Annotated in this window: 24 protein-coding genes; 9 read left to right on the forward strand and 15 right to left on the reverse strand. The window is 45.1% G+C overall.

The window, feature by feature from the left end; translation table 11 throughout:
• Window positions 1–25 precede the first annotated feature (25 nt).
• From KAI37_RS16025 to KAI37_RS16035, 3 genes are read right to left on the reverse strand one after another with little or no spacing between them, the layout of a single operon-like run.
• On the reverse strand, window positions 26–1,108 hold the full coding sequence (locus tag KAI37_RS16025) for a Gfo/Idh/MocA family protein (RefSeq protein ID WP_013310855.1): 1,083 nt from the start codon (window positions 1,106–1,108) through the stop codon (window positions 26–28).
• Window positions 1,101–1,868 carry a sugar phosphate isomerase/epimerase family protein gene (locus KAI37_RS16030; protein WP_220029812.1) on the reverse strand — a complete coding sequence of 256 codons (768 nt, stop codon included), beginning with the start codon at window positions 1,866–1,868 and terminating at the stop codon, window positions 1,101–1,103. The genes KAI37_RS16025 and KAI37_RS16030 overlap by 8 nt, the downstream gene beginning before the upstream one ends.
• Before the next feature lie 18 nt (window positions 1,869–1,886).
• Window positions 1,887–2,993 (reverse strand): Gfo/Idh/MocA family protein, encoded by a 1,107-nt coding sequence (locus KAI37_RS16035; RefSeq protein WP_220029813.1) that lies wholly within the window; start codon window positions 2,991–2,993, stop codon window positions 1,887–1,889.
• A gap of 166 nt (window positions 2,994–3,159) precedes the next feature.
• Between KAI37_RS16035 and KAI37_RS16040 the strand changes: the two genes are divergently transcribed.
• Window positions 3,160–3,978, forward strand: a complete 819-nt coding sequence (locus tag KAI37_RS16040) for an AraC family transcriptional regulator (protein ID WP_023989280.1) — start codon at window positions 3,160–3,162, stop codon at window positions 3,976–3,978.
• A gap of 83 nt (window positions 3,979–4,061) precedes the next feature.
• On the opposite strand, the gene KAI37_RS16045 is transcribed toward KAI37_RS16040, so the two are convergent.
• The 5 genes from KAI37_RS16045 to KAI37_RS16065 form a co-directional block, all read right to left on the reverse strand.
• Window positions 4,062–5,546 (reverse strand): alpha-N-arabinofuranosidase, encoded by a 1,485-nt coding sequence (locus KAI37_RS16045; protein WP_220029814.1) that lies wholly within the window; start codon window positions 5,544–5,546, stop codon window positions 4,062–4,064.
• Window positions 5,547–5,866: 320 nt separating this feature from the next.
• Window positions 5,867–6,145, reverse strand: a complete 279-nt coding sequence (locus KAI37_RS16050) for a DUF6171 family protein (RefSeq protein WP_023989282.1) — start codon at window positions 6,143–6,145, stop codon at window positions 5,867–5,869.
• Between the two features lie 96 nt (window positions 6,146–6,241).
• Window positions 6,242–6,562, reverse strand: coding sequence for a hypothetical protein (locus KAI37_RS16055; protein WP_013310862.1), 321 nt, complete (start codon window positions 6,560–6,562; stop codon window positions 6,242–6,244).
• 72 nt (window positions 6,563–6,634) lie between these two features.
• Window positions 6,635–7,579, reverse strand: a complete 945-nt coding sequence (locus KAI37_RS16060; RefSeq protein ID WP_220029815.1) for a Gfo/Idh/MocA family protein — start codon at window positions 7,577–7,579, stop codon at window positions 6,635–6,637.
• A 163-nt stretch (window positions 7,580–7,742) separates the two neighbouring features.
• Window positions 7,743–8,432: a TerC family protein gene (locus KAI37_RS16065; RefSeq protein WP_025722249.1), complete on the reverse strand. Its 690-nt coding sequence runs from the start codon at window positions 8,430–8,432 to the stop codon at window positions 7,743–7,745.
• Window positions 8,433–8,783: 351 nt separating this feature from the next.
• On the opposite strand from KAI37_RS16065, the gene KAI37_RS16070 reads away from it, so the two are divergent.
• Together KAI37_RS16070 and msrA are read left to right on the forward strand one after the other, a co-directional pair.
• On the forward strand, window positions 8,784–9,401 hold the full coding sequence (locus KAI37_RS16070; protein ID WP_104496815.1) for a TVP38/TMEM64 family protein: 618 nt from the start codon (window positions 8,784–8,786) through the stop codon (window positions 9,399–9,401).
• 179 nt (window positions 9,402–9,580) lie between these two features.
• Window positions 9,581–10,552: a peptide-methionine (S)-S-oxide reductase MsrA gene (msrA, locus tag KAI37_RS16075; protein WP_028540577.1), complete on the forward strand. Its 972-nt coding sequence runs from the start codon at window positions 9,581–9,583 to the stop codon at window positions 10,550–10,552.
• A 108-nt stretch (window positions 10,553–10,660) separates the two neighbouring features.
• On the opposite strand, the gene KAI37_RS16080 is transcribed toward msrA, so the two are convergent.
• Entirely contained in the window at window positions 10,661–11,464 is an 804-nt protein-coding gene (locus KAI37_RS16080; RefSeq protein WP_071641537.1) for a lipid II flippase Amj family protein, read from the reverse strand.
• 151 nt (window positions 11,465–11,615) lie between these two features.
• Here KAI37_RS16080 and KAI37_RS16085 point away from each other — a divergent pair, with 151 nt between their 5' ends.
• Window positions 11,616–12,065, forward strand: a complete 450-nt coding sequence (locus KAI37_RS16085) for a DUF2188 domain-containing protein (protein WP_071641539.1) — start codon at window positions 11,616–11,618, stop codon at window positions 12,063–12,065.
• 66 nt (window positions 12,066–12,131) lie between these two features.
• Here the strand turns inward: KAI37_RS16085 and KAI37_RS16090 are convergent, their stop codons facing one another.
• Together KAI37_RS16090 and KAI37_RS16095 are read right to left on the reverse strand one after the other, a co-directional pair.
• A complete protein-coding gene (locus KAI37_RS16090; RefSeq protein WP_013310869.1) occupies window positions 12,132–12,836 on the reverse strand; it encodes a YitT family protein in 705 nt (234 codons plus the stop codon).
• Between the two features lie 462 nt (window positions 12,837–13,298).
• Entirely contained in the window at window positions 13,299–14,189 is an 891-nt protein-coding gene (locus KAI37_RS16095; RefSeq protein WP_220029816.1) for a DMT family transporter, read from the reverse strand.
• Between the two features lie 307 nt (window positions 14,190–14,496).
• Between KAI37_RS16095 and KAI37_RS16100 the strand changes: the two genes are divergently transcribed.
• The 4 genes from KAI37_RS16100 (at window position 14,497) to KAI37_RS16115 (ending at window position 18,782) form a co-directional block, all read left to right on the forward strand.
• Window positions 14,497–14,898, forward strand: coding sequence for a YhjD family protein (locus KAI37_RS16100; RefSeq protein ID WP_071641541.1), 402 nt, complete (start codon window positions 14,497–14,499; stop codon window positions 14,896–14,898).
• A 218-nt stretch (window positions 14,899–15,116) separates the two neighbouring features.
• A complete protein-coding gene (locus KAI37_RS16105; RefSeq protein ID WP_071641542.1) occupies window positions 15,117–16,580 on the forward strand; it encodes a spore germination protein in 1,464 nt (487 codons plus the stop codon).
• Complete coding sequence (locus KAI37_RS16110; RefSeq protein ID WP_220029817.1) at window positions 16,573–17,664, forward strand: GerAB/ArcD/ProY family transporter; 1,092 nt, start codon at window positions 16,573–16,575, stop codon at window positions 17,662–17,664. The genes KAI37_RS16105 and KAI37_RS16110 overlap by 8 nt, the downstream gene beginning before the upstream one ends.
• Window positions 17,661–18,782: a Ger(x)C family spore germination protein gene (locus tag KAI37_RS16115; RefSeq protein WP_071641545.1), complete on the forward strand. Its 1,122-nt coding sequence runs from the start codon at window positions 17,661–17,663 to the stop codon at window positions 18,780–18,782. The genes KAI37_RS16110 and KAI37_RS16115 overlap by 4 nt, the downstream gene beginning before the upstream one ends.
• A gap of 14 nt (window positions 18,783–18,796) precedes the next feature.
• On the opposite strand, the gene KAI37_RS16120 is transcribed toward KAI37_RS16115, so the two are convergent.
• Complete coding sequence (locus tag KAI37_RS16120) at window positions 18,797–21,322, reverse strand: transglycosylase domain-containing protein (RefSeq protein WP_220029818.1); 2,526 nt, start codon at window positions 21,320–21,322, stop codon at window positions 18,797–18,799.
• A 215-nt stretch (window positions 21,323–21,537) separates the two neighbouring features.
• On the opposite strand from KAI37_RS16120, the gene KAI37_RS16125 reads away from it, so the two are divergent.
• Window positions 21,538–22,806 (forward strand): DNA polymerase IV, encoded by a 1,269-nt coding sequence (locus KAI37_RS16125; RefSeq protein WP_220029819.1) that lies wholly within the window; start codon window positions 21,538–21,540, stop codon window positions 22,804–22,806.
• Between the two features lie 150 nt (window positions 22,807–22,956).
• Here the strand turns inward: KAI37_RS16125 and KAI37_RS16130 are convergent, their stop codons facing one another.
• The 3 genes from KAI37_RS16130 to KAI37_RS16140 all read right to left on the reverse strand — a co-directional run bounded on the left by KAI37_RS16130 (window position 22,957) and on the right by KAI37_RS16140 (window position 26,275).
• A complete protein-coding gene (locus KAI37_RS16130) occupies window positions 22,957–23,244 on the reverse strand; it encodes a stage VI sporulation protein F (RefSeq protein ID WP_013310877.1) in 288 nt (95 codons plus the stop codon).
• A 111-nt stretch (window positions 23,245–23,355) separates the two neighbouring features.
• Window positions 23,356–25,404 (reverse strand): ATP-dependent DNA helicase RecG, encoded by a 2,049-nt coding sequence (gene recG / locus KAI37_RS16135; RefSeq protein ID WP_220029820.1) that lies wholly within the window; start codon window positions 25,402–25,404, stop codon window positions 23,356–23,358.
• Between the two features lies 1 nt (window position 25,405).
• Entirely contained in the window at window positions 25,406–26,275 is an 870-nt protein-coding gene (locus KAI37_RS16140; RefSeq protein WP_220029821.1) for a DegV family protein, read from the reverse strand.
• Window positions 26,276–26,316: the final 41 nt, after the last annotated feature.

Raw genomic sequence — 26,316 nt, forward strand, 5'->3', positions numbered from 1 at the left:
TGGTCTATTCGGGATAATTACGGGCTTAGTCAAAATAGACAGCTTTCCCGGTACGGGCCGATTCATAGATAGCTTCCAAAATTTCAGTAACAACCAGTGCCTGTTCCGGCTTCACAAGAGGTTCTTTGTCGTCCAGAATAGATTCGATCCACAGACGGGCTTCGCGGTCTGCTTCATTTTCCGTTTCTCCAGAGTAAAAGGCAACACCGCCTGCATCCAGATCTATTTTCGTATCAAACAAGCGGCTGTTCTTTTCCCCGTTAATGCGCAATCCATCCTGCATATCGGCTCCGCCTTCGGTTCCGCATAACAGCGTCTTCGCTTCGCCAAACTCTACAACGTTCAATGCCCAGCTGGATTCCAGTACAATCGTAGCTCCATTTTGCATCGTAATAAAACCAAAAGCTGAGTCCTCTACCTTAAATTCCTCAGGATTCCAAGGCCCAAAGGCATTTGCCGCATCTTTACGATCCCCTAGCTTATGGAAGGTTGAACCTAGTACACTTTTAGGCTTGTAATTATCCATCAGCCAGAGTGTCAGGTCGAGTGCATGCGTGCCAATATCAATAAGAGGACCACCACCCTGCTTCTCTTCATCCAAGAATACTCCCCAAGTCGGAACCGCGCGACGGCGTAGAGCAATGGCTTTGCCCAGATAAATGTCTCCAAGCTCTCCTTGCTCAACCAATTGTTTCAGATACAAACTGTCATCACGATAACGGTTTTGATACGCAATAGACAGCTTCTTACCTGTGCGGTTGGCTGCATCGAGCATCTCCCGTGCTTGCTCAGCAGTTTTAGCCATCGGCTTTTCACACAGCACATGCTTACCTGCCTCAAGCGCCGCTACGGTAATTTCTGAGTGCGAGTCATTAGGTGTACACACATGTACGACTTCAATGTCTTTATTTTCTAGCAACTGGCGGTAATCACTATAAACTTGCGACCCTTCAACTCCAAATTTTTCTGCTGCCTCTTCAGCTCGCTCCTGAATGATGTCACAGAATGCAACGATTTCTGCACGCTTCTGCTTGGCAAGACTCGGTAAGTGTTTGCCGTTGGCAATGCCTCCACAACCAATAATCCCGATTTTGAGTGTTTTAGACATGAATATTTCCTCCCTGAGCTGCGTATTGTTGGAGCCATTTAATGCTGGTTTCAATGCTTTCGATTGGAGGGTTTGAGCAGAAATCCTGTTCCACGACGACCCAATCCACACCTGCCTGAATAGCGGCGTCTGTAATGGCCTGAAGCTGCACTTCGCCTTTGCCAAGCTCTACAGTCACTGCTTTTTGTTGCTCGTCACGTGCCATATCCTTTAAGTGAATGATAGGCAGGCGTCCATTATAACGTCCGATGTATTCCACTGGATCATAGCCCCCATAGTATACCCAACAAGTATCCATTTCGACCTGTAACAAATCATCGGAAACCGCATCATATAAAGCATCGAATACCGGGCGATCATTGATTTTTTCTGTCAATTCAAAATCATGATTATGATAAGCCAGTATCAAGCCCTGTTCTTTCACTTTTTCACCAATACGATTCAAATTAGCAAAAATTTCATCCCACTGTCGCTGTTCTTCGGTTAAATAAGGAACGATTAGGTACTTATTGCCCAATTCTTTGTGGTATGCAATCTCCTCATCCAAATGATCCAACAATCGAGAATACTGTATATGAGTTCCGACAACTTCCAGATTTAGCTCATCCAAAAGCACTCTGACATCCTTGGCATTGCGTCCGAAAAAGGTATGAAATTCTACCCCTTTATAGCCAAGCTCAGCTACCTTGCGCAATGTACCTTCAAAATCCTGTTCAAGCTCTTCCCTTACTGTGTACAATTGCAATCCTACTTTAGCCATTACCCTTCACCTCTTTAATTAGGATGAATTTTCCATCATATCTGTTCCATAATACAAATCCTCGTCCGGCTTAAACGTGCTTTCCATCGTAATGTGATTGCCTTCCAATGATGAGCGCTGAAAAGCATGCATGGCTTCTAACACATGGTAGGCCAGCTCAGCATTAGCACGATGGTTCTTTTCACTGCGTATGGCTCTCACCATCTCGCCCGCGCCTATTCCACGTTCGTTTTTCCCGCATTCAAAAAGGGGCTTTAACAGCTCTGCGTTTTCCTCGCCAGGTCGGCGCATTTTGACATCTCCGTTAAAAAAGTTCGGGTCCGGCAAGTTCAAAGTCCCTTCCGTTCCGTAAATTTCAATACGTGGCAGGTCTGATGCTCCCTGAATATCAAAGCTGGTAATCAAGGTTGCGATGGCTCCGTTATGAAAATCCATGGTCCCGGCCAAGTGCGTTGGTGTTTGCACCCGTAATGGCGTGCCGCTTTTGGGACCGAAATGTATATGACGTTCTGGAATCTGAATTCCTACGGAGCCGCTAATTCGCCGGATCGGCCCCAGCACTTGGATCAACGAGGCCAAATAGTAAGGTCCCATGTCAAACATCGGTCCTCCTCCAGCTGCATAGAAAAATTCCGGATTCTCATGCCACCATTCAGGGCCTCTACTCATTAAAAAGGCAGTAGCGGCTACTGGCTGACCAATCATTCCAGTCTGTATGGCATGACGTGCGGTCTGAATAGCCGCCCCAAGAAAAGTATCAGGAGCACAGCCGACACGCAGATTTCTTTCTTTGGCTAAATCCAGAACGCGTTTTCCGTCCTCCAAAGAAACCGCCAAAGGCTTTTCACTGTACACATGCTTACCTGCCTCTAGTATCGCCACATCTGTCAGTGCATGGCTGCCAGGCACGGTCAGATTAAATACAAGCTCAATCTCAGGCTGACGAAGCAATCCATCCACCTTGTATACGTTTTCAATGTTGAATTCATCGGCCCTCTCCTTGGCCCTCTCATCTAGTAAATCAGCGACGGCCACCACTTCAATAAGTGGGCTCTTTTGGAGATTTTCAAGATATACCGAGCTAATAGTACCGCATCCGATAATCCCGGCCTTCATTCGTTCCACGTCGTCACACTCCTTGGCCTCCAACATGTACTTTCTCATCTAACATGTAAGCTTTACAGTTCACATAGTATTCTATTTCTGTTTCGTTTAAAATGAATAATATGATTAAAACATGAACAATCTGGTCAATATTTGAAACAGCCATATGCCCAAAGGAGTCATCATCATGTCTATCGTCGAGCCTTGTCAGGTTCTTACCGCAGGCTATTCCTTCCATCGAAAGCCCTTTTATTCGAACCAGCCTGATGGGATTAAAAATTATTTATTCCGTTTGCAAACAGATGGACGCTGCCAGGCCCGCATTAACGGGGAAATGACACGGATTGAGGCGGGTGACCTACTGCTATTCAATCCTACCGAGCCTTATGAACTGGATATTCATAGTGAGTTAAATCCCATGGGAGATCTGGTCGTGGAAAGTGGAGATTATCACATTTTTTTCGGTGGTTCCTGGGTAGATGAGTGGTGGAACCATCATAAACGACCCAACAGAATTAAGGTTCAGCTCACAGAAGCCCTGCTTGGCCTATTTCGTCAGCTTGTGATGGAGCAACGACGTATTTCTAATCCTTACCCGGAAATATCAAGTTATTATATGCGCATTTTATGTTTGGAGTTTGACCGTATGCTATCCGATCATCCTATCGCTACCCATCATAACTATCTTGCTTATCAGATTAAAAATTATATTGAAGAAAATGCATCCTCTAACTTCAAGCTAGATGACGTGTCTTCACACGTAGGTATCAGCGTATCCCGAGCAGTACATCTGTTTAAGGAAACATTCGATACGAGTATTATGCAGTACACGCTGGACATCAGGCTTAACATGGCGAGAGAACGAATCATTTTCAGTCCCATGTCACTGGAACAAGCCGCCGAATCTTCAGGATTTGCAAATTACACGTATTTTCACCGTGTATTTCGTTCCCGCTTCGGTATGTCGCCCAAGGAATTCAGGGTGATTCACCGCGAGCAACTGTAGGTAAAAGAGAGCGTTCACCTGAACGCTCTCTTTGTCATAACCAATAATAGTGGATACTGCTTACATACCACGATCCAGCTTTTTTACGGAGCAATTGTCAGCATCACTACCGACATTGGTGGCAGTGTAACATTCAAATGCTGACCTTGCAGCTGATAGGATGTGAAAGCTTCCTTTTTCACACGCTCTGGCTGATCAAAGGTATTATGTGCCTGCATATCGTCACTGGCAAGAACAACACCGCTGATCTTTTTAACCTCTTCCAGTCCTCTTAGCTCCAAATTTAAGTTTGCCGACTCGCCCGGATGGACGTTGCAAAAGCTAATATGAATATTGTCATCCTGCGCCTTGGAGGCGGACACGCTTACTTGTGGGATGGAATCCCCATCATATTCATAATCGTCCACCTTTACATGAACAGCTAGTGCTTGCGCATCCTGATGCACTTTAAACATTTCAAATATATGGTATGTCGGCGTCAACAGCATAGCAGGGCCTTCGGTCAGAATCATTGCCTGTAAAACATTGACCATTTGAGCGATATTCGTCATCTGTACTCGGTCATGGTGATTATGGAAAATGTGTAGGTGAAGCCCAGCTACCAGCGCATCGCGCATCGTGTTTTGCTGATACAGGAAGCCCGGATTGGTCCCCGGCTCAGTCAGGAACCAGGTTCCCCATTCATCAACGATCAGTCCGACCCTTTTGTTAGGATCATATTGGTCCATAATGGCTGAATGACGAGTAATCAATTCATCCATGTGCAATGATTTTTTCATCGTCTCGAACCATTCCGCTTCATCAAAGCCGATTGCTTGCCTTTTCCCTTCCCAGTTTCCTGGGATCGTATAGTTATGCAGGCTCAAACCGTCCATAAGATGCCCAGCTTCGCGCATCAACACTTCGGTCCAACGATAATCATCCACATTCGCCCCACCTGCGATGCGATATATGCGGTTCTCGCCAAAGTTACGGACATATGTCTGATAGCGGCGATACAGGTCGGCATAATATTCTGGGCGCATGTTACCGCCACAACCCCAGTTTTCGTTACCCACTCCAAAATATTTGAGCTTCCATGGTTTCTCACGACCGTTTTCCTGACGCCATCTAGCCATAGGGGACTCTCCATCGAAGGTCATGTACTCTACCCATTCCGACATTTCCTGAACTGTACCACTGCCGACATTTCCACAAATATAAGGCTCTGCATCTAACAGTTCACACAATTGAAAAAACTCATGTGTGCCAAAATGATTATTTTCAACCACACCGCCCCAATGCGTATTTACCATTCTCTTACGGTTTTCTTTTGGTCCGATACCATCTTTCCAATGGTATTCATCGGCAAAACAACCTCCCGGCCAGCGCAGCACAGGAATGTTCAGCTTTTTCAGGGCTTCCACCACATCATTTCGAATTCCGTCTGTGTTTGGAATCGGTGAGTCCTCTCCAACCCATATACCTTCATAAATGCAACGTCCAAGATGCTCAGCAAATTGCCCATAAATATTTTTATTAATAATGCCTTGTTTCCAATCGGTATTAACAACAATAGAACCCTTCACAACAAACCCTCCCCGAAAATATTAAGATTGTTGGAACACCCGCACGAATGTTTGCGCTTTCATTTTGGTCTAAATATTACTCATACCACCGATCTTCTTTGGATCTTAATTTTTACGCATCATCACATCTAGCAAACATTAATATAAATATTAATGATTAAATAAAAACATTTCACGTGTTTAATATATTTTATTGCCTACTTTTTGTCAATCGTTAAGAAAAGGGCCAATCAAACCAAAAAGCCTGCCATTAAGGCAGACCAAGGTATGACTACTTTAACCCGTAATCTAGGTTCAGCCGAGCCAGAGCATTGTATCTTTTAGGCTGTTCCTATCCAGCGTGAACCATGATAACTGGGACAATTTTGAGCTGCCGCCAAAGCACGTACACGAACAATACTTCCGCTGATGCCACATGTATGCCCGGACATCAACTCTTCACATTGTGAGCAGGCCAACAGTCTGGCTTCGTACACTTCATCGTTTACACATTCCATTTTGGGTCTCATGTTGGTTAGAATTCTGGTAATCTGCTCTTCCGATATCGAGATATCTCTTTCACAGCCTTTACAGGTACTTGGCATAGGTATATCTTCCATCGTAAGCTTACCCTCCTCATCAACAATGTCTTAAGTAAATACAGTTAGTCCATGATGCCATAAATGATAACAGTATATTCTTTATTCTGGCTAGCCCTATTTCCGTTCCGACGGAAGGCTGGCAGCCGCCTCAGATACGACCATCGCCAAGTCCTCATTTCCGAACATGGACAGTACCCCTAATACCGTATCCAGCGGAATATCACCCGCTTCTTCACGCGATACAGTCAACTTGCGTACTCGTAGCAGACGCTCGTTGCTATCCTGATGCGGATACGCTACCCGATATAATTCCTCTGGCTCCAACCCGTGATTAATACACCATTGCGCAAATACAAGGATCATCATATCTTCTTCTTGCTTATAATTCTCAATGATGGCTTCTTCTAGCTGTTTACCACGGTTATCTTCTTCCATTCATTCATTTCTCCTTCAACCTAATTCTTGATGTCTGTCTGGACTGTTAATATCACGTTCGGACGTTCCATATTAAACACTCAAACGGCTGATCAGTTCGTCAGCTAGCATATGGCTTTCCAATACTTTTCCAGCCCGTACAGCACACTCCTCCGGACGATGAATATGCTCCAGAAAATGATTCACGACTCCGGTGAATCCTCGTCTTTCCAAAATCGTATCCCAGCTTCCAAAAGCTTGCGTTAGCGGTGAATGATTTTTTTGCATAAAGACAGCCTGTTCCATATTTATTACTTCAACAGACCGTCCTGCCCCGTGAAGCTCCAGCTTCTCTATGTCAGCCCCTGCCTGTCTACTCATACTGTAGCTTCCGGTAGCATTCCCCAAACGTACGGTCCCGAACGCAGCATCCATATATCCATCACTCGTCGTATTCAGACTACTATGCAGCAGCTCATAATCATCGCCACCCAGCCACAAAAGCAAATCAAGCATGTGAATTAAATCATCATAAACCGTCTGTGCCGCCGGTCTTCGATCATATCCAGTGCGGTGTTTAATGGCCGCACATTGACTGAATCCACCTGCTTCCTCTAACCATGCTTTAGCAGCTACATAATGCGGGGCAAAACGTCGATTAAAGCCTACCGCCAGCAGCACAGCCTGCGCTTCCGCAAAAGCGGTCATTTCCAGATTCTGACGAACATCATAGGACAACGGTTTATCCACATACACAGCAATCCCTTTTTCAATACACGCCATAACTAGATCAAAATGAGCTTCGGTCGCGGCATGTATAAATACAGCTTCCGGTTCCCATGCTAGCATCTCCTTCACATCAGTCGTTCCTCTTGGCAACCTATATTGCTCCATAATGGAACTCACCGGCTTCTGTGAACGGTTCATGACACCTACAATGTCTATACCTTGGTGTGCTGCCAGTAACGGTAAGTATACTTTTCGAGCAATACCACCCAGTCCTGCAATAGCTACTCTTATCTTCGTTTGCTTGTCCATTTCGCTCCCACCTTTAATCACTCATTCATCTGTTGTCTAGTTTACATGGAAGTCTGCTGACAAGCAAAGAAAAGAGACTGCTCCGGGTCCAGTTGGACCTAACAGAACAGCCTCTACGGCATGAACGCTCAGCTTCAGCTAAGTTTACTTAATGTAAGTTAGCTTAGGCGTGCTGCGCTTGCTTTCTTGTTTTTTCACTTTTAATTTTTTTAACACGCATCCCAATGGCTACAACCAGAACCACAACCAGAACCTCAAAGCCGTATTTAACGACCCCGTTCATAAACCAGTGTGCAATCAGCGGTTCCGCCACCACCATTTTGGCGGCAGTATAAGCCAGTACAGCAGCACCAATCGTAATAACTACTGGGTAACGTTCAGTCAGCTTCAAGATAATCGTACTTCCCCACACCATGATTGGAACGGAGATTGCCAGACCCAGTATAACAAGCAGCATGTTTCCATGAGCTGCTCCCGCAACAGCAAGTACATTGTCGAGGCCCATCATCGTATCCGCGATTATAATCGTGCGGATCGCTGCCCACATTTGATTCGTAGCTGAAATTTCATGTTTTTTCTCTTCGACCAGCAGCTTATAGGCAATATAGATAAGTGCGAGTCCCCCAATCAAACGCAATCCATAAATTTGCAATAAATACGTGACCAGCACTGTAGCAATCACACGAATGATGACCGCTCCGACCGTCCCCCAAATAATGACCTTCTTTTGATTGGCCTTATCAACATTGCGAGCCGCCAAACCGATTACGATGGCATTGTCACCAGCTAGCACCAGATCAATGATAATGATGGATACTAATGCGGTTAAAAACTCAATTGACAAAAAATCCATACGTTTCTCCCACCTTTTTTATTTATTTGTTATACTGTACATAGTTCAGCGCTTTATACTAAAAAAGCGCCATTTCACGGAATCCGGAAACGGCGCTTGACCCAAATTTGGCATCAAAAAAAGACCATTTACCCGGATTCCTAAAATCCTGGCAAAGGTCTCGCTTACAACATTACGTTGCCAATAAAGCCGGGGATTAAAAATCCCGTAATGACGACTTTACTCGTTGAGCTACTCCCCTTTGGGAACTATTCTATTAGTGGCAGTATAGCACACATTATTGGGAATGTGAACCCTATTTTTTTCTGTATAAGCGATAAGCCGAACAGGGATATTGAAAGAGGTATGTAAATGAAAAAATGGCTACTCGTCGCGGCTTATGTTTCGCTGCTTTGCATCGCGTTTATCTACAGGTATGATTGGCTCGCCTGGGCGGACAAGCAAACCTCCTTTCCAGTTCTGCTACTGCTCGCATTTTTATTCGCGTTAATACCGTTTGTGCCGTACAAGCTGATTATCGCTTCTATTGCTTATGCCGCAGGCCCCTGGCAAGGTGCTCTGATCTGCTGGCTGGGCACTACCTTGGCTGCGCTGGTCGTTTATAGTGCCGTACGTACCCTGTTCCGTGACAAAGGACGTGCCTATTTGGAGCGGGTTCCCGCATTGGAGCGCTTCAATCGGGTCATGGAGAAAGAGCCTTTTGCTGCTGTGCTGCTGGCTCGTCTGATTCCGGTCATCCCCCAGGCAGCGGTAAATGTATACGCTGGAGTAGCAGAGTTTCCGTTCTGGAGTTTTATCCTAGGTACAGCTATTGGCAAGCTTCCCGCAATTGCGGTGTATGCTTATGCAGGCGGCACCTTTGCAGAACATCCAATCACCGGTTTGCTCATTTTGGTGCTATATACTGCACTGGTGGGCGGCGGCTTTATACTCTACCGAAAAAGGCTTCAACGCGCCAATAGAATATAATGCGATAGTTTGCCACCGTCTCTGTAGGATGTTTCGTTGCGATTTTTGAGGACAGAGCCAGTTACACTGCTGTTTGGTTTCTGACGTTTCGTTGGATTTTGCAAAAATCTCGTATATAATTTAATTGTAAGCTATTTAAATAACAACTAATTAAATATTCTCAGATTGGAGTGACAAATATGAGCACCAACAATCCACACACAGTAGAAAAAGCAACTTTTGCAGGTGGCTGCTTCTGGTGCATGGTTTCCCCTTTTGAGGAATTACCCGGTATTTTGAAGGTTAGATCTGGATACACAGGGGGACATACCGAAAATCCAACCTATGAAGAGGTGTGTTCTGAAACAACGGGGCATGTGGAAGCCGTACAGATTACATTTGATCCGCAAGTTTTCCCGTATGAAAAACTGTTGGAGCTATTCTGGCAGCAGATTGACCCGACGGATGAAGGTGGACAGTTTCACGATAGAGGTTCATCTTACCAAACGGCTATTTTCTATCATAATGAAGAGCAGCGAATCAAGGCAGAAGCTTCTAAAGAAGCTTTGGCTCAAAGTGGCCGCTTCGACAAGCCCATTGCTACACCGATCCTGCCTGCGGCCACTTTTTATGAAGCAGAAGAATATCATCAGGACTATCATAAGAAGAACCCCGCTCATTACAAGCGCTACCGCAAAGGTTCGGGACGTGAAGATTTTATCGAGCAAAATTGGTCCGGCAAGATTGATAAATCCGATCTTAAAGATCGGCTGACGCCTATTCAATACGAAGTAACACAAAAAAACGCGACCGAGCGCCCTTTTCAAAATGAGTTTTGGGATCATGAGGGTGAAGGTATTTACGTGGATATCGTATCAGGAGAGCCTTTGTTCAGTTCATTGGACAAATTTGACGCAGGTTGCGGTTGGCCCAGCTTTACCCGTCCATTGCGCAGCTACAATGTCAAAGAAAAAACTGATCTCAGCCATTTTATGATCCGTACCGAGGTGCGAAGTCGTGAAGCCGACTCCCATTTAGGGCATGTATTCGATGATGGTCCTGGTCCAGATGGTTTGCGTTATTGCATAAATTCCGCCGCGCTCCGCTTTGTGCCTCAAGAAGACTTGGAACGTGAAGGATACGGAGCATATAAGTCATTATTTGAACAGTAAATAGCCATAGAATCATTGGGGCTGGCCCGTGATCATCTATCTTTAATAGATGATCACGGGCCAGCCTTTTTTGGGATGTGGCAGCACATCATTACGTAAGCTAGCAATTTAACTCATTACCCATCCAAGCCAAATTGCTAGCGGTACTAGCAATAGCTGGGCTAATAAAGTACCTGCCAAGCGCGAGATGATCATCCAGCCGTACATGCTGTTCATCCGAGTTAAGGGTAGCTCCCCTCGTAGTGTTTTCTCCGACAGAACCGCCAATCTTGGATCAATTAACAAGGTCAGTAATACCGTTGCGACGCCATTGATTAGACCTGACGACATTGACATTGCTGTACCTTGAGCAGGCCACAGAAATGATGCATATAAAGCGGATACTACTCCTGTTGTATAAATCGCAGTGACAGCTATATTCAGAATAATTAGACGCTTGGGTATCGCTCCGCTAATCAGTGAAGTAAGCATTGACCAGGTGGGGCGCTTTATGTAGTAGCCTGCATGTTTCCAGCGACTTCGCAGCATTAAATGACGCATCAAAGCCGGAATAGATCCGGTATGCTCCAAATGCACAATCCATCTGGCTGACATGCGTACCACTGTTGGATACAGTAATATAGCAAGCACGGTTCCAACGGTTGCTGCCAGCAGTACCCCATGCATATATAGTTCCAGTCTAATATCCGTTCCGCCTACTTGTGCTGCAGCTTTAGCCTGATCGACCATCCCTCCGAGTAAAGGCCCCTGCGCCATGTTAGAGGTGCGTGATACCAACAGCAGCATTCCCGCAACGGTTAACGCCAATCCAATCCGACGCGCTCGCAAACCACCAAGCCGAAGAGCATAGGACAAGCTATCTGTAGTATGAATGATGATAGTCAGCAAAAAAACAAAACCCCAGGCAAGCAAATGCTTCACTCCTTTTTCTGGTATTCTGCACACCATTATACGCTTTTTCTCAAGATACATTTTACAATATATTCATTTCTTTGATTTCCGTTTGTTTAAGCCGACAACGGGTAATACATAATACATCATCTGTTATAAGGAGTGTGCAACTATGCCTTGGAACAAACATGATTACCCTCCGTCCATGAAAAACCTAGAGCCTCGTGTGCGAGAAAAAGCCGTCGATATTGCTAACGCCCTACTCCGTGACGGCTATGAAGAAGGGCGCTCGATTGCGATTGCCACTTCCCAAGCCGAGGAATGGAACGATAATCATCCAGCCGAGCAAGATGAGAAACCGACAAAACATGAAAAACAGCATTCAAGCGAAAATCTGCACAACCATCATTCCGCTTCTTCCGATGCAAAGGAACCCATTCATGTGGTGCCGCACGAGGATCACTGGGCAATCAAAGAAGAGGGACACAATCAGTCCATTTCAACCTTTAAACACAAAAATGAGGCGATTGACGAAGCTCAAAGTTTTGTAGAACGCCAACAGATTTCTGCAATTATTCATGACCGGAATGGACGCATTCATTCAACTTTAAAGCCTTCCTGATAGAAGCTGAATACAGCGAAAGGGTGTTACGTAAGAAGATTTCTCTCCTGACGTAACACCCTTTCCTTATTGACGAAGGCTGTGGACGACCGGCACTGTTTTGGCAACCACCTTTTTAGCGGGAATAGCCGCTGGCAGTACCTTTTTCACAGGTCGGTGCAGTTGGAACGTGGTCGTCCATGTAATTATTTTTCCGGCAAGCCACACAGCCAGTATTGTAAACATTGTTTCCTTCATAGGCAGATACAACAATGATAATCCCAGTACGATGATGTCACTGACAATAAACACGTTGCCGATTTTCCACCCGCGCCACTCACTGATCAGCAGAGATAAGATATCATCGCCCCCGGTTGCTCCACCGAATCGCAGTACGATTCCGGCTCCCAAACCTGTAAGCACCCCACAAAGTAGAGCAGCTATCAGCAGATTTCCATGTAGATCTATAACCAGAGTCGAATACTTCTCAAATCCTGCATAAAACAGTGAAAAAGCGACGGCTCCGATTAACGCAAGCAGCATAAATCTTCTGCCCTTCAGTACCCATGCCAGCAATATGACGGGAATATCAAGCAGCAACATACTCCATGCTGGAGATATGCCAAACGCGTAATGTCCCAGCAGGGCCAAGCCTGCAAATCCGCCTTCTGACAAATGATTTTGAGCATTAATGTGATAGTACGTAAAAGCTAAAATGCATGTTCCGAGCAACATGACAGCAATCTGTCTCAGTGCTCCATTGTTCACGATAGATTCGTAAGTTTTCCTCATACAGGCTCCCTCGGTTTCTCGTAAGTTTGATGTGGATGAACCCACTCTTACGGAAGCTACCGGATAAGATGTGCCTGGAGGACTTGGTCCTTCGCATGTACAATCCCCTCTTCCGCAGAGTTGGCTTTCGCAACTTGACGTTACTCCGCGGAAAAGCTAAGTATAAGACAGATCAAATCGTTTCCAAATCGTCCTTTGGGGAAGTATCCTTCGGGGACACATGGTATCCTGATCCTTTCTTTTGTGGAATAAAACTCCGACATTTCTGTGGTGCATATAATTCTATAATTTATTATACCACACCTTGTCACCTGCTAAACAGCTTGCTTTTTTGCTGCACCATATTTTATTTTATGTGTGAGCATGCTTTATTGTATGTGCGAATTAACGCATTATACCGAAGGTTTGGCGAATGCACATTTAATATAATAACCAAAGCGTATTTTATTTCTGTTTAGATTATTATCCACTTAATTTGGCGGTTTTACGCTGGTTGGCCATAAACACGCCTCCAAGTATAAGAACCAACCCGGTCAGAACGTTCCAGCCGATATGTTCATTCAAGAGCAAAAAGCCCCATACAATGGCACTTACTGGTACAAAATACGTCACCGAAGAAGCAAATTCCGCACTCCCCCGCAAAATCATGTAGTTGAACAAAATATATGCTACTCCTGATCCCAAAACTCCCAGTCCTATAAGAGAACCCAATACACCTGGGTCAGAAACAATCGACAAATCAGGTCTCTCCACAATTGCCATCATAATGCCACCCCCTACCGCAGCACCAAACAGTGTCGAAAAAGTAGCCTGATACATGGAAAGATTGGAGAGAAAACGTTTGGAGAGCTGTGTTCCAAATCCGTAGCAGAGAGTCGCAAGCAGCATACATCCAAAACCCACAGGATCAACAGAAATAATAGATGCAGGATTAATACCCAATAAAATAATGATTCCTACAAAAGCGAGACCCATTCCTAACCACTGCATTCGATGAAAAATAGCCCCGAAAAAAACAAGCCCCACCAACATGGTCCATATTGGCGTGGTGGCATTCAATACAGAAGCCATGCTACTAGCTATTCTGGTCTCGCTAAAACCGATCAATGTCCATGGCAAAACCATGTTGACCAAAGCTACCAGAATAACCGATTTCCACGGAATGCTTTTGATTTTAAACGGCCTGCGCATAAGTAGCATTAATAAGACGATAAAAATAAATCCAAAGCTGGATCTGAGAAATACAATCGTCCACGGCCCTACTTGATGTAGCAACAACACCTTGATAAACATAAACGAACCGCCCCAAATGAGACTCAACAATAATAAAGCTGCATATAACGAACGTGACAATATGTATACCTTCTTTCTCCACTTTCTTAATTTAAATAGTAAAGGCTGACCGCAGCCAGAACGATCTCCCCTTTTATGTAAGTTTTTATCCAATAGCTTAACATAAATTCTGTTTGACTGTCATTGGCGATAAACGCATGAATTCTTTACACAATGGCACATAGGATATCGCTCCCTACCACTTTTCCAATAATTGATGATTGCTTAAGCAATGGAAAAATTCCTATGATGAGGGAAGCATAAACAGAACATATGTTCTATATACTAATTATATATTGTATTCTTACTCGGAGTAAAGGAGATTTTTATGCCAAACCAAAAGATACTGAACCACAAGAATAAAGCTCCTTTGCCTTCTGAAGAAGACGCAGGGCTGATCAAGATCTGTGTACTTCTAACTCTTGTGCTGGATGTGCTGGAACGAGACATTCGTATTATAAATACCTCTCCCCTAAAAATGCCCGATTTGTATGTTCGTAGCCTGACTGGAGTACAACAGCGCGTAGCTGTTCAATTAGCAGAGACAAAGGCGCGAATGAAAACACTAGGGGTTAAAATTTACAGCGAAATCCGAAATCATGAAGGCATAGAGGTTTTGTATGTGTGCCGCGGCTATCAAAGGCGATTTTTCATGCTTTCATCCTTTGCTCGCAGCGAGGTCCGACGGAAACTGGGACATTATCTGGGAATTGACCCCACTCAAGATTAAGCCCCCTTGTAATCTCGTCTCTAGTTCTTGCACGATTAATTTTCAATCCCTGCAAAACAACCAACCCACCTCCCATTTATCAACCTAAATTCTAGTATAAAACTATTGCGTTACGTGAAGTGAAGTTGATTCGAGAATGGATAAGTCACCAGATCATGGATAAACTCAATCCATTTGACACACATTATGCCTATCTCATCCAAAAAGGAGGTGCTCTCTTGGCTGGACATGACGCAGCTTCGGGTGAATTAAGTAGGAATGTTTCCTTTATTGAGCAAGCACTTTTTTACACGGATGATTTAAAAAAGCAGGCGATTTCCGTTGACGGCAAAGACGGTATGCTGCTCTATATGGATTCGCTCGTAGATCAGGAGATGATTCAAACTCATATCCTGAGTGCCTTATATGAGAAAATCGATTCAGTCTCTCATCAAATGTTCACCACCTTGAGCAGTCAAAAAGACACCGACCTTCAAAATGCTGCTGATTCACTTATTCAGGGATATTGCATTTTTATGATAAATGGAGCGGAGGAATTTTTTATCCTTTCTTCCGAAAAAACGTATGCTCGCAGTACGGACGAACCAGAAAACGAAGGGGTTATTCGCGGACCGCACAATGGATTCATTGAGCAGTTATCCATTAATCTGAATCTGATTCGCAAACAAATTGTCACACCGTCACTGGTTGTACGCTACTTTTATGTGGGATCTAAAACCCGGACTAAAATCGCTATTGTCTATGTTCAAGACTTGGCTAATCCTGAGCTAGTGGAAGCAGTGAAAACGAGAATTAAAGCGATCTCCTCCGATATGGTGCTCCCCCCCGGTTTTATTCAAGAGTTTATTGAGGACAACCCTTTTTCCCTCTTCCCTCAACAGCTCAGCACGGAACGACCGGATCGTGTGACCGCCAATCTAATGGAGGGACGAATAGCGATCTTGGCCGAAGGCAGCCCTACTGCTTTAATAGCTCCCGTTTCTTTTTTTGCATTTTACCAAAGCCCAGATGATTATCACGGTCGTTGGATTATTAGTTCATTTCTAAGAACGATTCGAATGATGAGCTTTTTGATCGCTTTTACGCTGCCTGCCGTTTACATTGCGACCATTGCTTTTCATTCAGCTATTTTGCCATTAGAGCTGGCGCATACCATCAAAAAATCACTGGAAAACGTTCCATTTCCAGCGATTGTGGAGGCTATGCTGCTTGAATTGATCTTTGAGGTACTGCGCGAAGCTGGGGTTCGTCTACCCAGTCGGGTTGGTCAAACTATTGGAATCGTTGGCGGTCTCGTCATCGGAGATGCTATCGTTCGGGCAGGTCTCGTGTCATATACGATGATCATCGTCGTCTCGTTAACAGCCATTTCTTCTTTTTTAGTGCCTTCTCATGAAATGAGCTCAGCGGTTCGTATCCTTCGTTTTCCGATGATGATTGCTGCAGCCTTGTTTGGATACATTGGCATTGCTTTCGGTTTACTTTTTCTTACCATCCACCTTTGCAAGCTGGAGACCTTTGGTACGCCCTATTTTGCTCCTCTTGCACCATTCCGGCTCGGTGATATGAAAGATGTTTTTATCCGCTTTCCGATTTGGACATTCCATCAGCGACCATATGATTCCCAAGCCCAAAAATTGAAGCAGCAGAACGACTCTAGGAGCTGGAAACGACGTGAATAAAGAAAGTACCATTGCATCGGGTCAACTGTTTTTTCTCATTATCAAGTTTGAGATTGGCGTAGACATTTTGTCACTTCCTTACCAGATGCACCTTTCAGCTAAAGGAGGAGGTTGGATATCTGTCATTATTGGCGGCCTTCTGATTCAACTCATTATTTTAATGTGCTGGCTCCTGCTAAGACGTTTTCCCTCGTCTTCGATTTATCAAATATTAACCCAGATTACTGGTTCCTGGATTGGAAAAGGATTGACTGTGGCTTACATTGCTTACTATCTGCTCATGGGTACCTCGGTTCTTGTGAACGCTTATGACGTCATTAACCGCTGGATGCTGCAATATACTCCCCGTTGGGCTATACTCGCCCTGTTTTTGTTTAGCAGTATATACCTGGTTCGCGAAAATTTAAGAACGATTGCCCGAGTACTTGTTTTAATCTCATTTCTGATTTTGCCCATGATACTGTTAATTAGCTATGGTATAAAGCAGTCCAACCCACTTTATCTGCTACCTCTGACTGAGGCGGGATGGCCCCGTATTATTGCCGGTTCAAAAGAAACGCTCCTAGCAATGTTTGGTTTTGAGTTCATTCTTGTCGTCTTTCCCATGGTTGAGGGAAAAAGTATAGGCAAGCTCAAGTCAATCCTGGCAGCTAACGCGATCGTGGTACTATTGTATTGTTTTACCGTATTTACCTGTACAACCGTATTCAGCCCCCAACAGCTTGAATTAATGCCGGAGCCAGTCATTTATTTGCTCAGGTCCATTCCGCTGGGAACGATGGATCGGGTCGATTTTATTTTTCTGCCGATTTGGCTCATTTCGATCTTTGGCGCTATAAGTGGTTATTATTATGCGGCGTCTTACGGAATAAGCTATCTATTCAAGCAGAAAAGTCACAAAAAAGCGGTTCCCTTTGTTGTGCTCGCCTCATGTTGTATTGCCTATTTGCCTCAACGAAGAGAAGATTTCGAGCTTATTGGTTCCATAGCCAATAATTCTGCTTATATTTTCCTAATTGCACTCCCTTTTCTGCTGCTGATCCTATCCTATCTCTTCAAAAAAAAGGAGGGACCTGAAACATGAAAAAAAAGAGCAGAGCGCTTGGAATGCTGACTCTACTCATTTTTATAACAGGCTGCTGGGATCAGGACAGTTTGAAGGATGCCCGATTGGCAAATGCATCGGCTTATGATCTCACTCCTGAAGGCGTGTTGTTGCAAACGCTAGAAGTAGTAGACGATTCTCAAAACACTCAAGGTAAAAGCACCAATGAAATTCATTCAGGCACCGGCTATTCCGTTCGGCAAAGTACAGACAAAATCCGGGCCAAAGTAACCGGGGATATCCGCTTTTTCAAATACGGAGTTATTTTGTACGGTACAAGCTTGGCCCGAAAAGATCTATATCCCTATCTGGATGTGCTGTATCGTGAGCCTGACCATCCGACTTCCCATGTCAAGGTAGCTATTGTAGATGGATTAGCTGGAGAAATAATAGATCAAAAAAGCATAGGTAGCCTCTTGATTGGCGAATTTATAACCAAAAAAATCAGAAGCCTTGAGGAAATGTGTATGTTCCCGGAAATGACACTGGAGACCCTGCTCCCCCCAATGCTAGATCCGGGTCAAGATTTTGTGCTTCCCTATCTTTCCAAAGAAGGAGAAGATATTACAGCACGTGGAATTGCCTTATTTCACGGACAAAAGTTCACAGGAAGCCTAAGTAGTGAGCAAGGTGTTTTATATGTCCTGATGACTGGAAAGTGGAAAAATACAGCTCGCTTTGTAAAAAGGATACATCCAGGACCTGTCGGTGATGTGCAAAACTTTATTACGTATCAGGCTAACATTCAGAATCTCAAACGTAGCCTTAAAGTGAAAGTTCAGCGCGATGGACAAATTGATGTGGATCTTAACCTGAAATTGCCAATCAATATTGTTGAATATGCACGAAACCATCTTCAAGATAAAGCTAACGTACAGCGTCTGAACCGTCAGCTTTCCGAAATCATGACCCAGGATGCGGAACAAATTATCCGTACACTTCAGAAAAATGGATGTGATGCCTTTGGCGTAGGCAGACAGTTGATCGCCCATCATCCAGCAGTATGGAAAAGTGTGGATTGGAATAAAGAATACCCCAATGTCCGTTTTCATCCGCAGGTCACTGTAGACATTGTCGGGAACGGCATTTTAAACTAAACCGTTCCTGTCGTTTAGTTTTTGGGTTGATCAGATATTATTTCTGGATAAATAACTTCGTCAGATTGGGTTTTTGGAGTCTCACTCTGGCTTTCCGATTCAGAAGGAGTCCCCTGTTCGTTTTCAACAGAAGGTTGCGAAGTATCTGTTGATGGCACATCGTTATTCTCATTAGGCATATCTAGCTCTGTGTCTGCGTCAGGAACAGCAGGATCCGTTTCCTCTGCTGGAATTTTCTCTTGATCTATTGCAGGTACCTCAACCTCTGGGACTTCTTTTTCCTTGATATCTGGTTTGGAAGGGGCCACTGGTCTAGCAGAACGCGGAAGCTGTTCTCTTCCAACTTCGGTAGGCACATACTTTTGATTAAACCAGTCAGTCACGAGTTGACCCGATTGGCGGGAATAACGCCCTGGCAGCTTACCTGTAAGGCTAGAAACCGTAACTCTTACAACACCTTCCGGCCGTATAAAGTGCTTATTCTTAAAAAGCTCAGGCTGGTCCTTGACCGCTTCATTCATGATCAGTGCCCACACTGACTGTGCTCTGGAATGGCCTTCTTGAGATAATGTATTAACCTGTTGACGGTAACCAGCCCAGACGCCTAGTGTAACGTCAGGTGTGTACCCCATAAACCACACATCACCAAAGTTTTGTGTCGTACCGGTTTTACCGGCGATATCAATGGCACCGTAGCTTTTAAAAGCATTTTGCAGGCGTTTACCAGTTCCCCTCGGATCTGATATAACCGTTTTGAGCATATCCGTCATCAAAAATGCGGTTTGCTGCGAATATACACGCTTCGTCTGCGGTTTAAATTCATACACGATCTTCCCGTCGGCATCCGTAATTTTGCTGATCAGATGAGGTGCATTATATACACCCATATTGGGAATCGTTCCATATGCTGCGGTCAGTTCCTCCACGGATACCCCTTTGCTTAGTCCACCCAAAACCCCTGTCTGAGCATGTTCATCCTGCGGCTGAATCGTCGTAATTCCAAGAGAACGCACAAAATTCCAAGCGTTTGGAATTTTAACTTCATATAAGAACAGCCTCAGCGCAGGGATGTTGATTGACCGATTGAGTGCTTCACGGGCTGTCATAAGCCCCTCGTACCGTCTGTTATAATTTTTAGGAATATGATAACCTTTACGCCCGTCTTTCAATATGATTTGTGAATCATCAATAAGACCGGCTGGCTGAGTGTAGCCCTTTTCCAAAGCAGGTAAATAAGCAGCAATAGGCTTCATGGCAGAACCGGGCTGACGTGTCATTTGAGTTGCATAGTTCATTTGCTCGGTATTAAAATCCCTGCCCTCGATCATACCGAGTATAGCCCCTGTTTTATGATCAATCATGATTGCTGCAATCTGCTCTAATCCCTTCTTCTTGCTGTATGGAGAAAAATTTTGTGGATTGGCTGCAATCTGCCGCATATTGTTATAAATTTTCTTATTTATCGTTGTATAAATTCGATATCCGGACCGTTGCAACTCTTCTCGCGTATTTTGAAGAAGCTCGGCATGCTCAGGCTTGGAAATCTCGGCTGCCGTGATATCGGGATTTTGCTGGAGCGCTAACAATTGGGCGGCCTCCCGCTCTGTCTCCAGCATCAAATAAGGAAATGTGTTATAACTTTTTTCGCGATGTGGCGCAAGAGTGGCTTTCACATCAAATTGAAGCGCCTCGTTATATTCGGATAGCGTAAGTTTACCTGTTGCCAGCATTCTTCCCAACACGACACGTTGGCGCTCCATCGCTTTATTGAAGCCTTCTTCATCAAAGTTCCCTTTACCATCAAAAGCGGAATAAACAGATGGCAGTTGCGGGAGACCTGCCAAATAAGCCGCCTGAGCAATATGAAGCTTATGTAGATCACTTACATTGAAAATCCCTAACGAAGCAGACTTGATTCCATATAAATTGTAACCAGCGGAACCATTACCAAAAGGCATTTTGTTTAAGTAAGCCGTTAATATTTTATCCTTGCCCATAAACCGCTCCATACGCAGTGCCAGCAGCATTTCCTTCACCTTGCGACTGTCCGTCTTATCCAGACTAAGAAAAACCCTTCGGGCTACCTGCTGCGTCAGTGTGCTGCCGCCTGTTTGGCGGTTTTCATTCAAAAGCTTCTGCTTAACGGCACGAGCTGTTCCCTTTAAATCCACACCACTATGCTCATAAAATTGGCTGTCTTCCGTTGAAATGAGGGCGTCCACAATAGACTGAGGAACATCCTTCAGATCAACGAGCTGTCGATCCTCCTCCATGCGCATTCTTCCAACCGGAGTTACCTGGTCATTAAAAAATACAAAGCTGGTCAGAGCGTTCTCATTTACCTTTTCATATATCAACTGACGTGATCGTACAGGTTCATCATGAACCAGTGCCGCTACATAACCGGATATAAGACCTCCAGCAAACAGCACTCCAAGTACACCCGCAAACGAGAACCACTTGATATTAATAAGCAAAACTCTGCCAAAAATACGCCACCTACTGCGTTTTTGAGATGATGGTCGACGTTTTGGGTTCATAAAAATGGTTTCTCCCCTCAATATGCATTCATTTCCACTTGTTTTTGCTCAAGATATTATGATACGCCATGTTAGGTTTTACGTAAACTGTAACGTTCCAAAAAATACATTTGTATTAGGAACACTTGTTCTGTATATAATACTACTATAAGAGTATACATTCAAGAATATTTTGGAAGGATGATCCACACATATCAGGAGAGGAGGTCGGATTTTTGAAGGAACGCAGAAATAGAACCATATTCTTATCGGACTGCCAAAGTTTTTATACCAGCATTGAAAAAGCAGATGATCCCAAATACCAACATAAGCCACTCGTTGTGGCCGGTGACCCTGCACTTCGTTCAGGCATTATTTTAGCTGCGTGTCCGCTGGCAAAAAAATACGGTATATCTACAGCAGAACGTCTGGGAGAAGCGGTGAAAAAATGTCCTGACCTTATCATTGTACGCCCACGTATGCAGCATTATATCGATGTCTCATTAAAAATAACAGAAATCTATAATGAATATACGGATTTGGTTGAGGTTTTCAGCATTGATGAACAGTTTCTGGATATGAGCGGAAGCCTCTCCCTGTTCGGGGATCCGGTGAGTATTGCAAGTGAAATTCAGCAAAAGGTACTGGCACAAACAGGAGTATGGATTCGAATTGGCATCGGCTCCAACAAAATGCTGGCTAAAACCGCAACAGATATATGGGCTAAAAAAAATGACAGTGGCATTTTCTTGTTGCCTACATCCGATATTGCAGCATTGCTGTGGCCTCAGCCAGTACGCCTTATGTTCGGCATCGGTTCGCGCATGGAACGGCATTTGGAGAAGCTTGGACTACACACCATTGGAGATATCGCACGTACTCCCTTACCCCGGCTACAAGACAGATTCCGGTCTCATTTCGGCAAGCAGTCCGATATTCAGGCAGAGGTGATATGGCGAACTGCTAACGGGATCGATCACAGCCCGGTCAAGCCGGAAACATTTAATACACCTCCCAAATCCATCGGTCATATGATGACTCTTCCCCGCGACTATCTCCAGCCCGCGGAAGTGGAAACCATCCTGCTTGAACTAACAGAGGAGGTGTGTCGGGACGCTCGCCGCAAAGGATATATGGGCTCGGTTGTGACTGTTCATTGTATATGCAGTCCCTACGAGGCACCAACCGGATTTTCCCGACAAATGAAGATACCCGATCCTACAAACCATACCCAAAAGGTATATGAAACCGTTAAAAAAATCTTTTATGCTTTTTGGAATCATATGCCCGTGAAGCGCGCAGGGGTTACTTTAAGCGGATTGGTGGATGATCAACTGTATCAGCTGGATTTTTTTGAGGATCAGGAGCGATCCCGTGCTTTGGAAAAGGTGACGGACACTTTAAAGTATCGGTACGGTCAGTCCATCATCATGCGCGCATCGTCGTTAACAGATGCCGGGCAGGCCATGGAACGGTCTATTAAAATTGGCGGTCATTACAAATGAAAGTCTCATGATAAGCACACACTAGCTATTGCCCGGGGAATGAACTAATACAAACCAAAAAGGATCGCCTGATATCAGGCAATCCTTTTTTTATCTGCGCTTCACAAAAAAAACATGGAGAGCGCTTTGAAGCACCTCTTCAAATAGCAATCAACGGAACATTCCCCACAGCTTGATTAGATGGAATGTATTGGACGGATCAATTTTTTGTGCCAATACGAAGGCGGTCAATTGCTCCTCCTGCGCAGCTGTCAAACGCTCGTTTAAAATAGCAGAAGTGGACTTCACAAGATGACGCACCTTAGCTTTATTTTGCAGGTCCGCTTTAGTCACCCCTTCAATCTGCTGCTTAACCCGCTCCTTGAGCGCACGATTCTTCATTTTCAACTTAATCCGCTCCACCAGTTGCGGACTGATTCCATATTGCTGATAGCTCAATGTTGCCACACCTCCCATATCATTCGGTCATTCCCAAATATATGACGGCCAGCCTGTCCATTGTGCCTATCTGTTTAAAACGTTTAGAACAACCTCATGATTCATGGTGAATTAGTCGATGAGATCCCCCTGGAAAATCTGTTCTTTTTGCAAATAACCACGCAGTCCTTCATACTGCGGAGATGTCCAAAAGGACGCATCCTTGATCAGATCGGTTGCATCCTCCCGCGCCTTTTCCAGCACCTCAAAATCCGCTACCATATCTGCTAAACGAAACTCGGGTAGCCCACTCTGCTTGGTGCCAAAAAAGTCACCTGGCCCTCTCAAATCCAGATCGCGTCTAGCAACCTCAAAACCATCGTCCGTATCGGTCATAACCTTCATCCGCTCCTGACCAACCTCCGACTTAGGATCAGCGATCAGTACACAATACGAGGCATGTGCTCCCCGTCCGACTCGTCCACGTAATTGATGTAACTGGGATAATCCAAAACGATCCGCATCCATAATGATCATTAGCGTCGCATTTGGGACGTCTACCCCCACCTCCACAACCGTCGTTGAAACGAGCAACTGAACCTCATTCGCATAGAAAGAACGCATTACTTCTTCCTTTTCTGCGGGAGTCATTCGTCCATGTAATAGCCCAACGCGGTAATGTGGAAAAGCCTGTTGCATTTGAATATGCAAATCGATGGCATTCTGTACATCCAGCTTCTCCGACTCTTCAATCAACGGGCAAATCAGATAAGCCTGCCGTCCCTGATCTACCTCGCGGGAAATAAAACCAAGTACCCGATCCATCAGTTCGTGCTTCACCCAATAGGTGGAAATTGGAATACGCCCCTTCGGCCGCTCTGACAACGTAGAAACATCCATATCGCCAAACGCAGTGATGGCCAGCGTACGGGGGATCGGTGTGGCCGTCATCGTCAGCACATCGGGATTATAGCCTTTGCGACGCAGTACACTACGCTGATTCACTCCGAATCTATGCTGCTCATCCGTTACAACAAGCCCAAGCTGGCGAAAATATACATCCTCCTGAATGAGAGCATGGGTGCCTACCACAATGTCCAGCAGACCCATTTGGAGAGCAGCTAGCAGCTCCTTACGCTTCTTCCCGGTTGTACTCCCAGTCAGTAGGCCCACACTGATTCCAAAGGGCTCAAATAGCTTGTGAAGCGATCGCATATGCTGCTCGGCCAATATTTCGGTTGGCACCATCAGCGCTCCCTGAAAACCGGAACGTACTGTGGCAAATAAACCGATGGCAGCAACAACTGTTTTACCTGACCCAACATCTCCCTGAAGCAGACGGTTCATACAATAAGGTGAGCGTAGATCGTGCAGTATTTCAAGCTCTACCTTCTTCTGTGCATCCGTTAATTCAAAAGGCAAAGCCCTTACAAATTCACGAATCGTGGCGTTATCCACGGTATGTACCACCCCGTCCGCTCGACCACGATTTAGCGCCCGGAATGCCTGCATTTTCAGCTGAAATAAAAATAGCTCCTCATACACCATCCGCCGACGAGCCTCTTGCCCCTCGCGGTTGTCCTGAGGCTGGTGTATACCTGCAATAGCCTGCTTGCGCGGCATCATACTATATTTACGCACAAGCAACTCAGGCAATATTTCGGGGATCATTTCACCAAACTGCTGGAGTGTCTGGCTCATTGTTTTTCGCATCCAGCTTTGCGTAATCTTGCCGCCTATAGAGTACACAGGTTGAAGTGTCCCCGAGCGGGCTACTCCTTTATCAGAAAACTCAGAATCTGCAACAGTCATCTGCATCCGTTTGAGATCCCATTTACCAGTCACCACAATTTCACGACCTGAGGTTAGCTGCTCCTTCATGAAATGCCGATTAAACCACGTCGCGGTAAACATCCAATCCTCGGCCATCAATTTACAAGTCAACCTTGATTTGCGCCCGTAACGCTGAAGCACCGGAATGCCCATAATTTTGGCCTGTACTGTAATCTTATCTCCATCCTTCACTTCGCTTAGCGAGCGCAATCGGTAATCTTCATACCGAAACGGATAATATTCCAGCATGTCCTGTATGTTAGAAATGCCAAAAGCGTGAAGCTCTCCCTCTTTGAGAGCACTCACGCCATGTATTTGTTTTAAAGGTATTTGATCCAATTGCAGCATATTACCTCTCATCTCCGGCCGGCCATACAAAAATGCCAATCGTTCCTGGCCCTACATGGGTCCCAATCACAGCGCCAAGTTCAGTATATATTCGATCTCCCAGCTCAAAATGCTCTGCCAGCTGAGCCACGAACGCTTCTGCCGCTGAGCGATCTGCCGTATGACCCACAGCAATATTAATTTTTTGGCCTTTTAAATCCCGCTCCAGTAGTTCAATTATACGTGCTGTCGCTTTTTTATGCCCTCTCGCCTTATCAACCGAATAAATAGTGCCTTCTTTGTCAATCGAAAGAATCGGCTTAATGTTAAGTAACGTACCAACCATTGCCGCTGCCTTGCCAATACGTCCGCCTTTTTGTAAGTATTCCAGGGTATCCACCAGGAAATACAAACGACGGCGCTCCCCACGACGTTCCACAGCCCGAACGATATCAGCCGGGGAGTGCCCGGCAGCCGCCAGCTCTGCCGCATAAACCACTAGCATGCCGTATCCGTATGAAGCTGATTTGGAATCTACCACAGTCACTCTATGTTCATGCTTCTCCAGCATGGATTTGCCCAGCAGAGCAGACTGATACGTTCCGCTCACACCCGAGGATAAATGGATAGAGATAACCTGGCTCTCGGGGTATTGCTCCAACAGCGTCGTGTATGTCTCCAAAAAACGGGCTGGTGAAGGCTGTGATGTCGTAGGTAGCTCATCAGCCCGTACTAGTTCGGTGTAAAACTGCGACGCTGACATCTCAATGCCGTCCAGGTAAGCTGTGCTGCCGAACATCACGGTCAATGGTACAACAACTATACCGAGACGGTCTGCTAATTCCGGTGGAATATCAGCCGTGCTATCCGTCAAAATGATGGTACTGCTCATCAGTCAGACCTCCTTTTGTTGTGGACTTCCATGGGCGTGCT

It is taken from the genome of Paenibacillus sp. S25, from assembly GCF_019454085.1.
In the GTDB taxonomy this organism is placed as follows: Bacteria; Bacillota; Bacilli; order Paenibacillales; family Paenibacillaceae; genus Paenibacillus; species Paenibacillus polymyxa_B.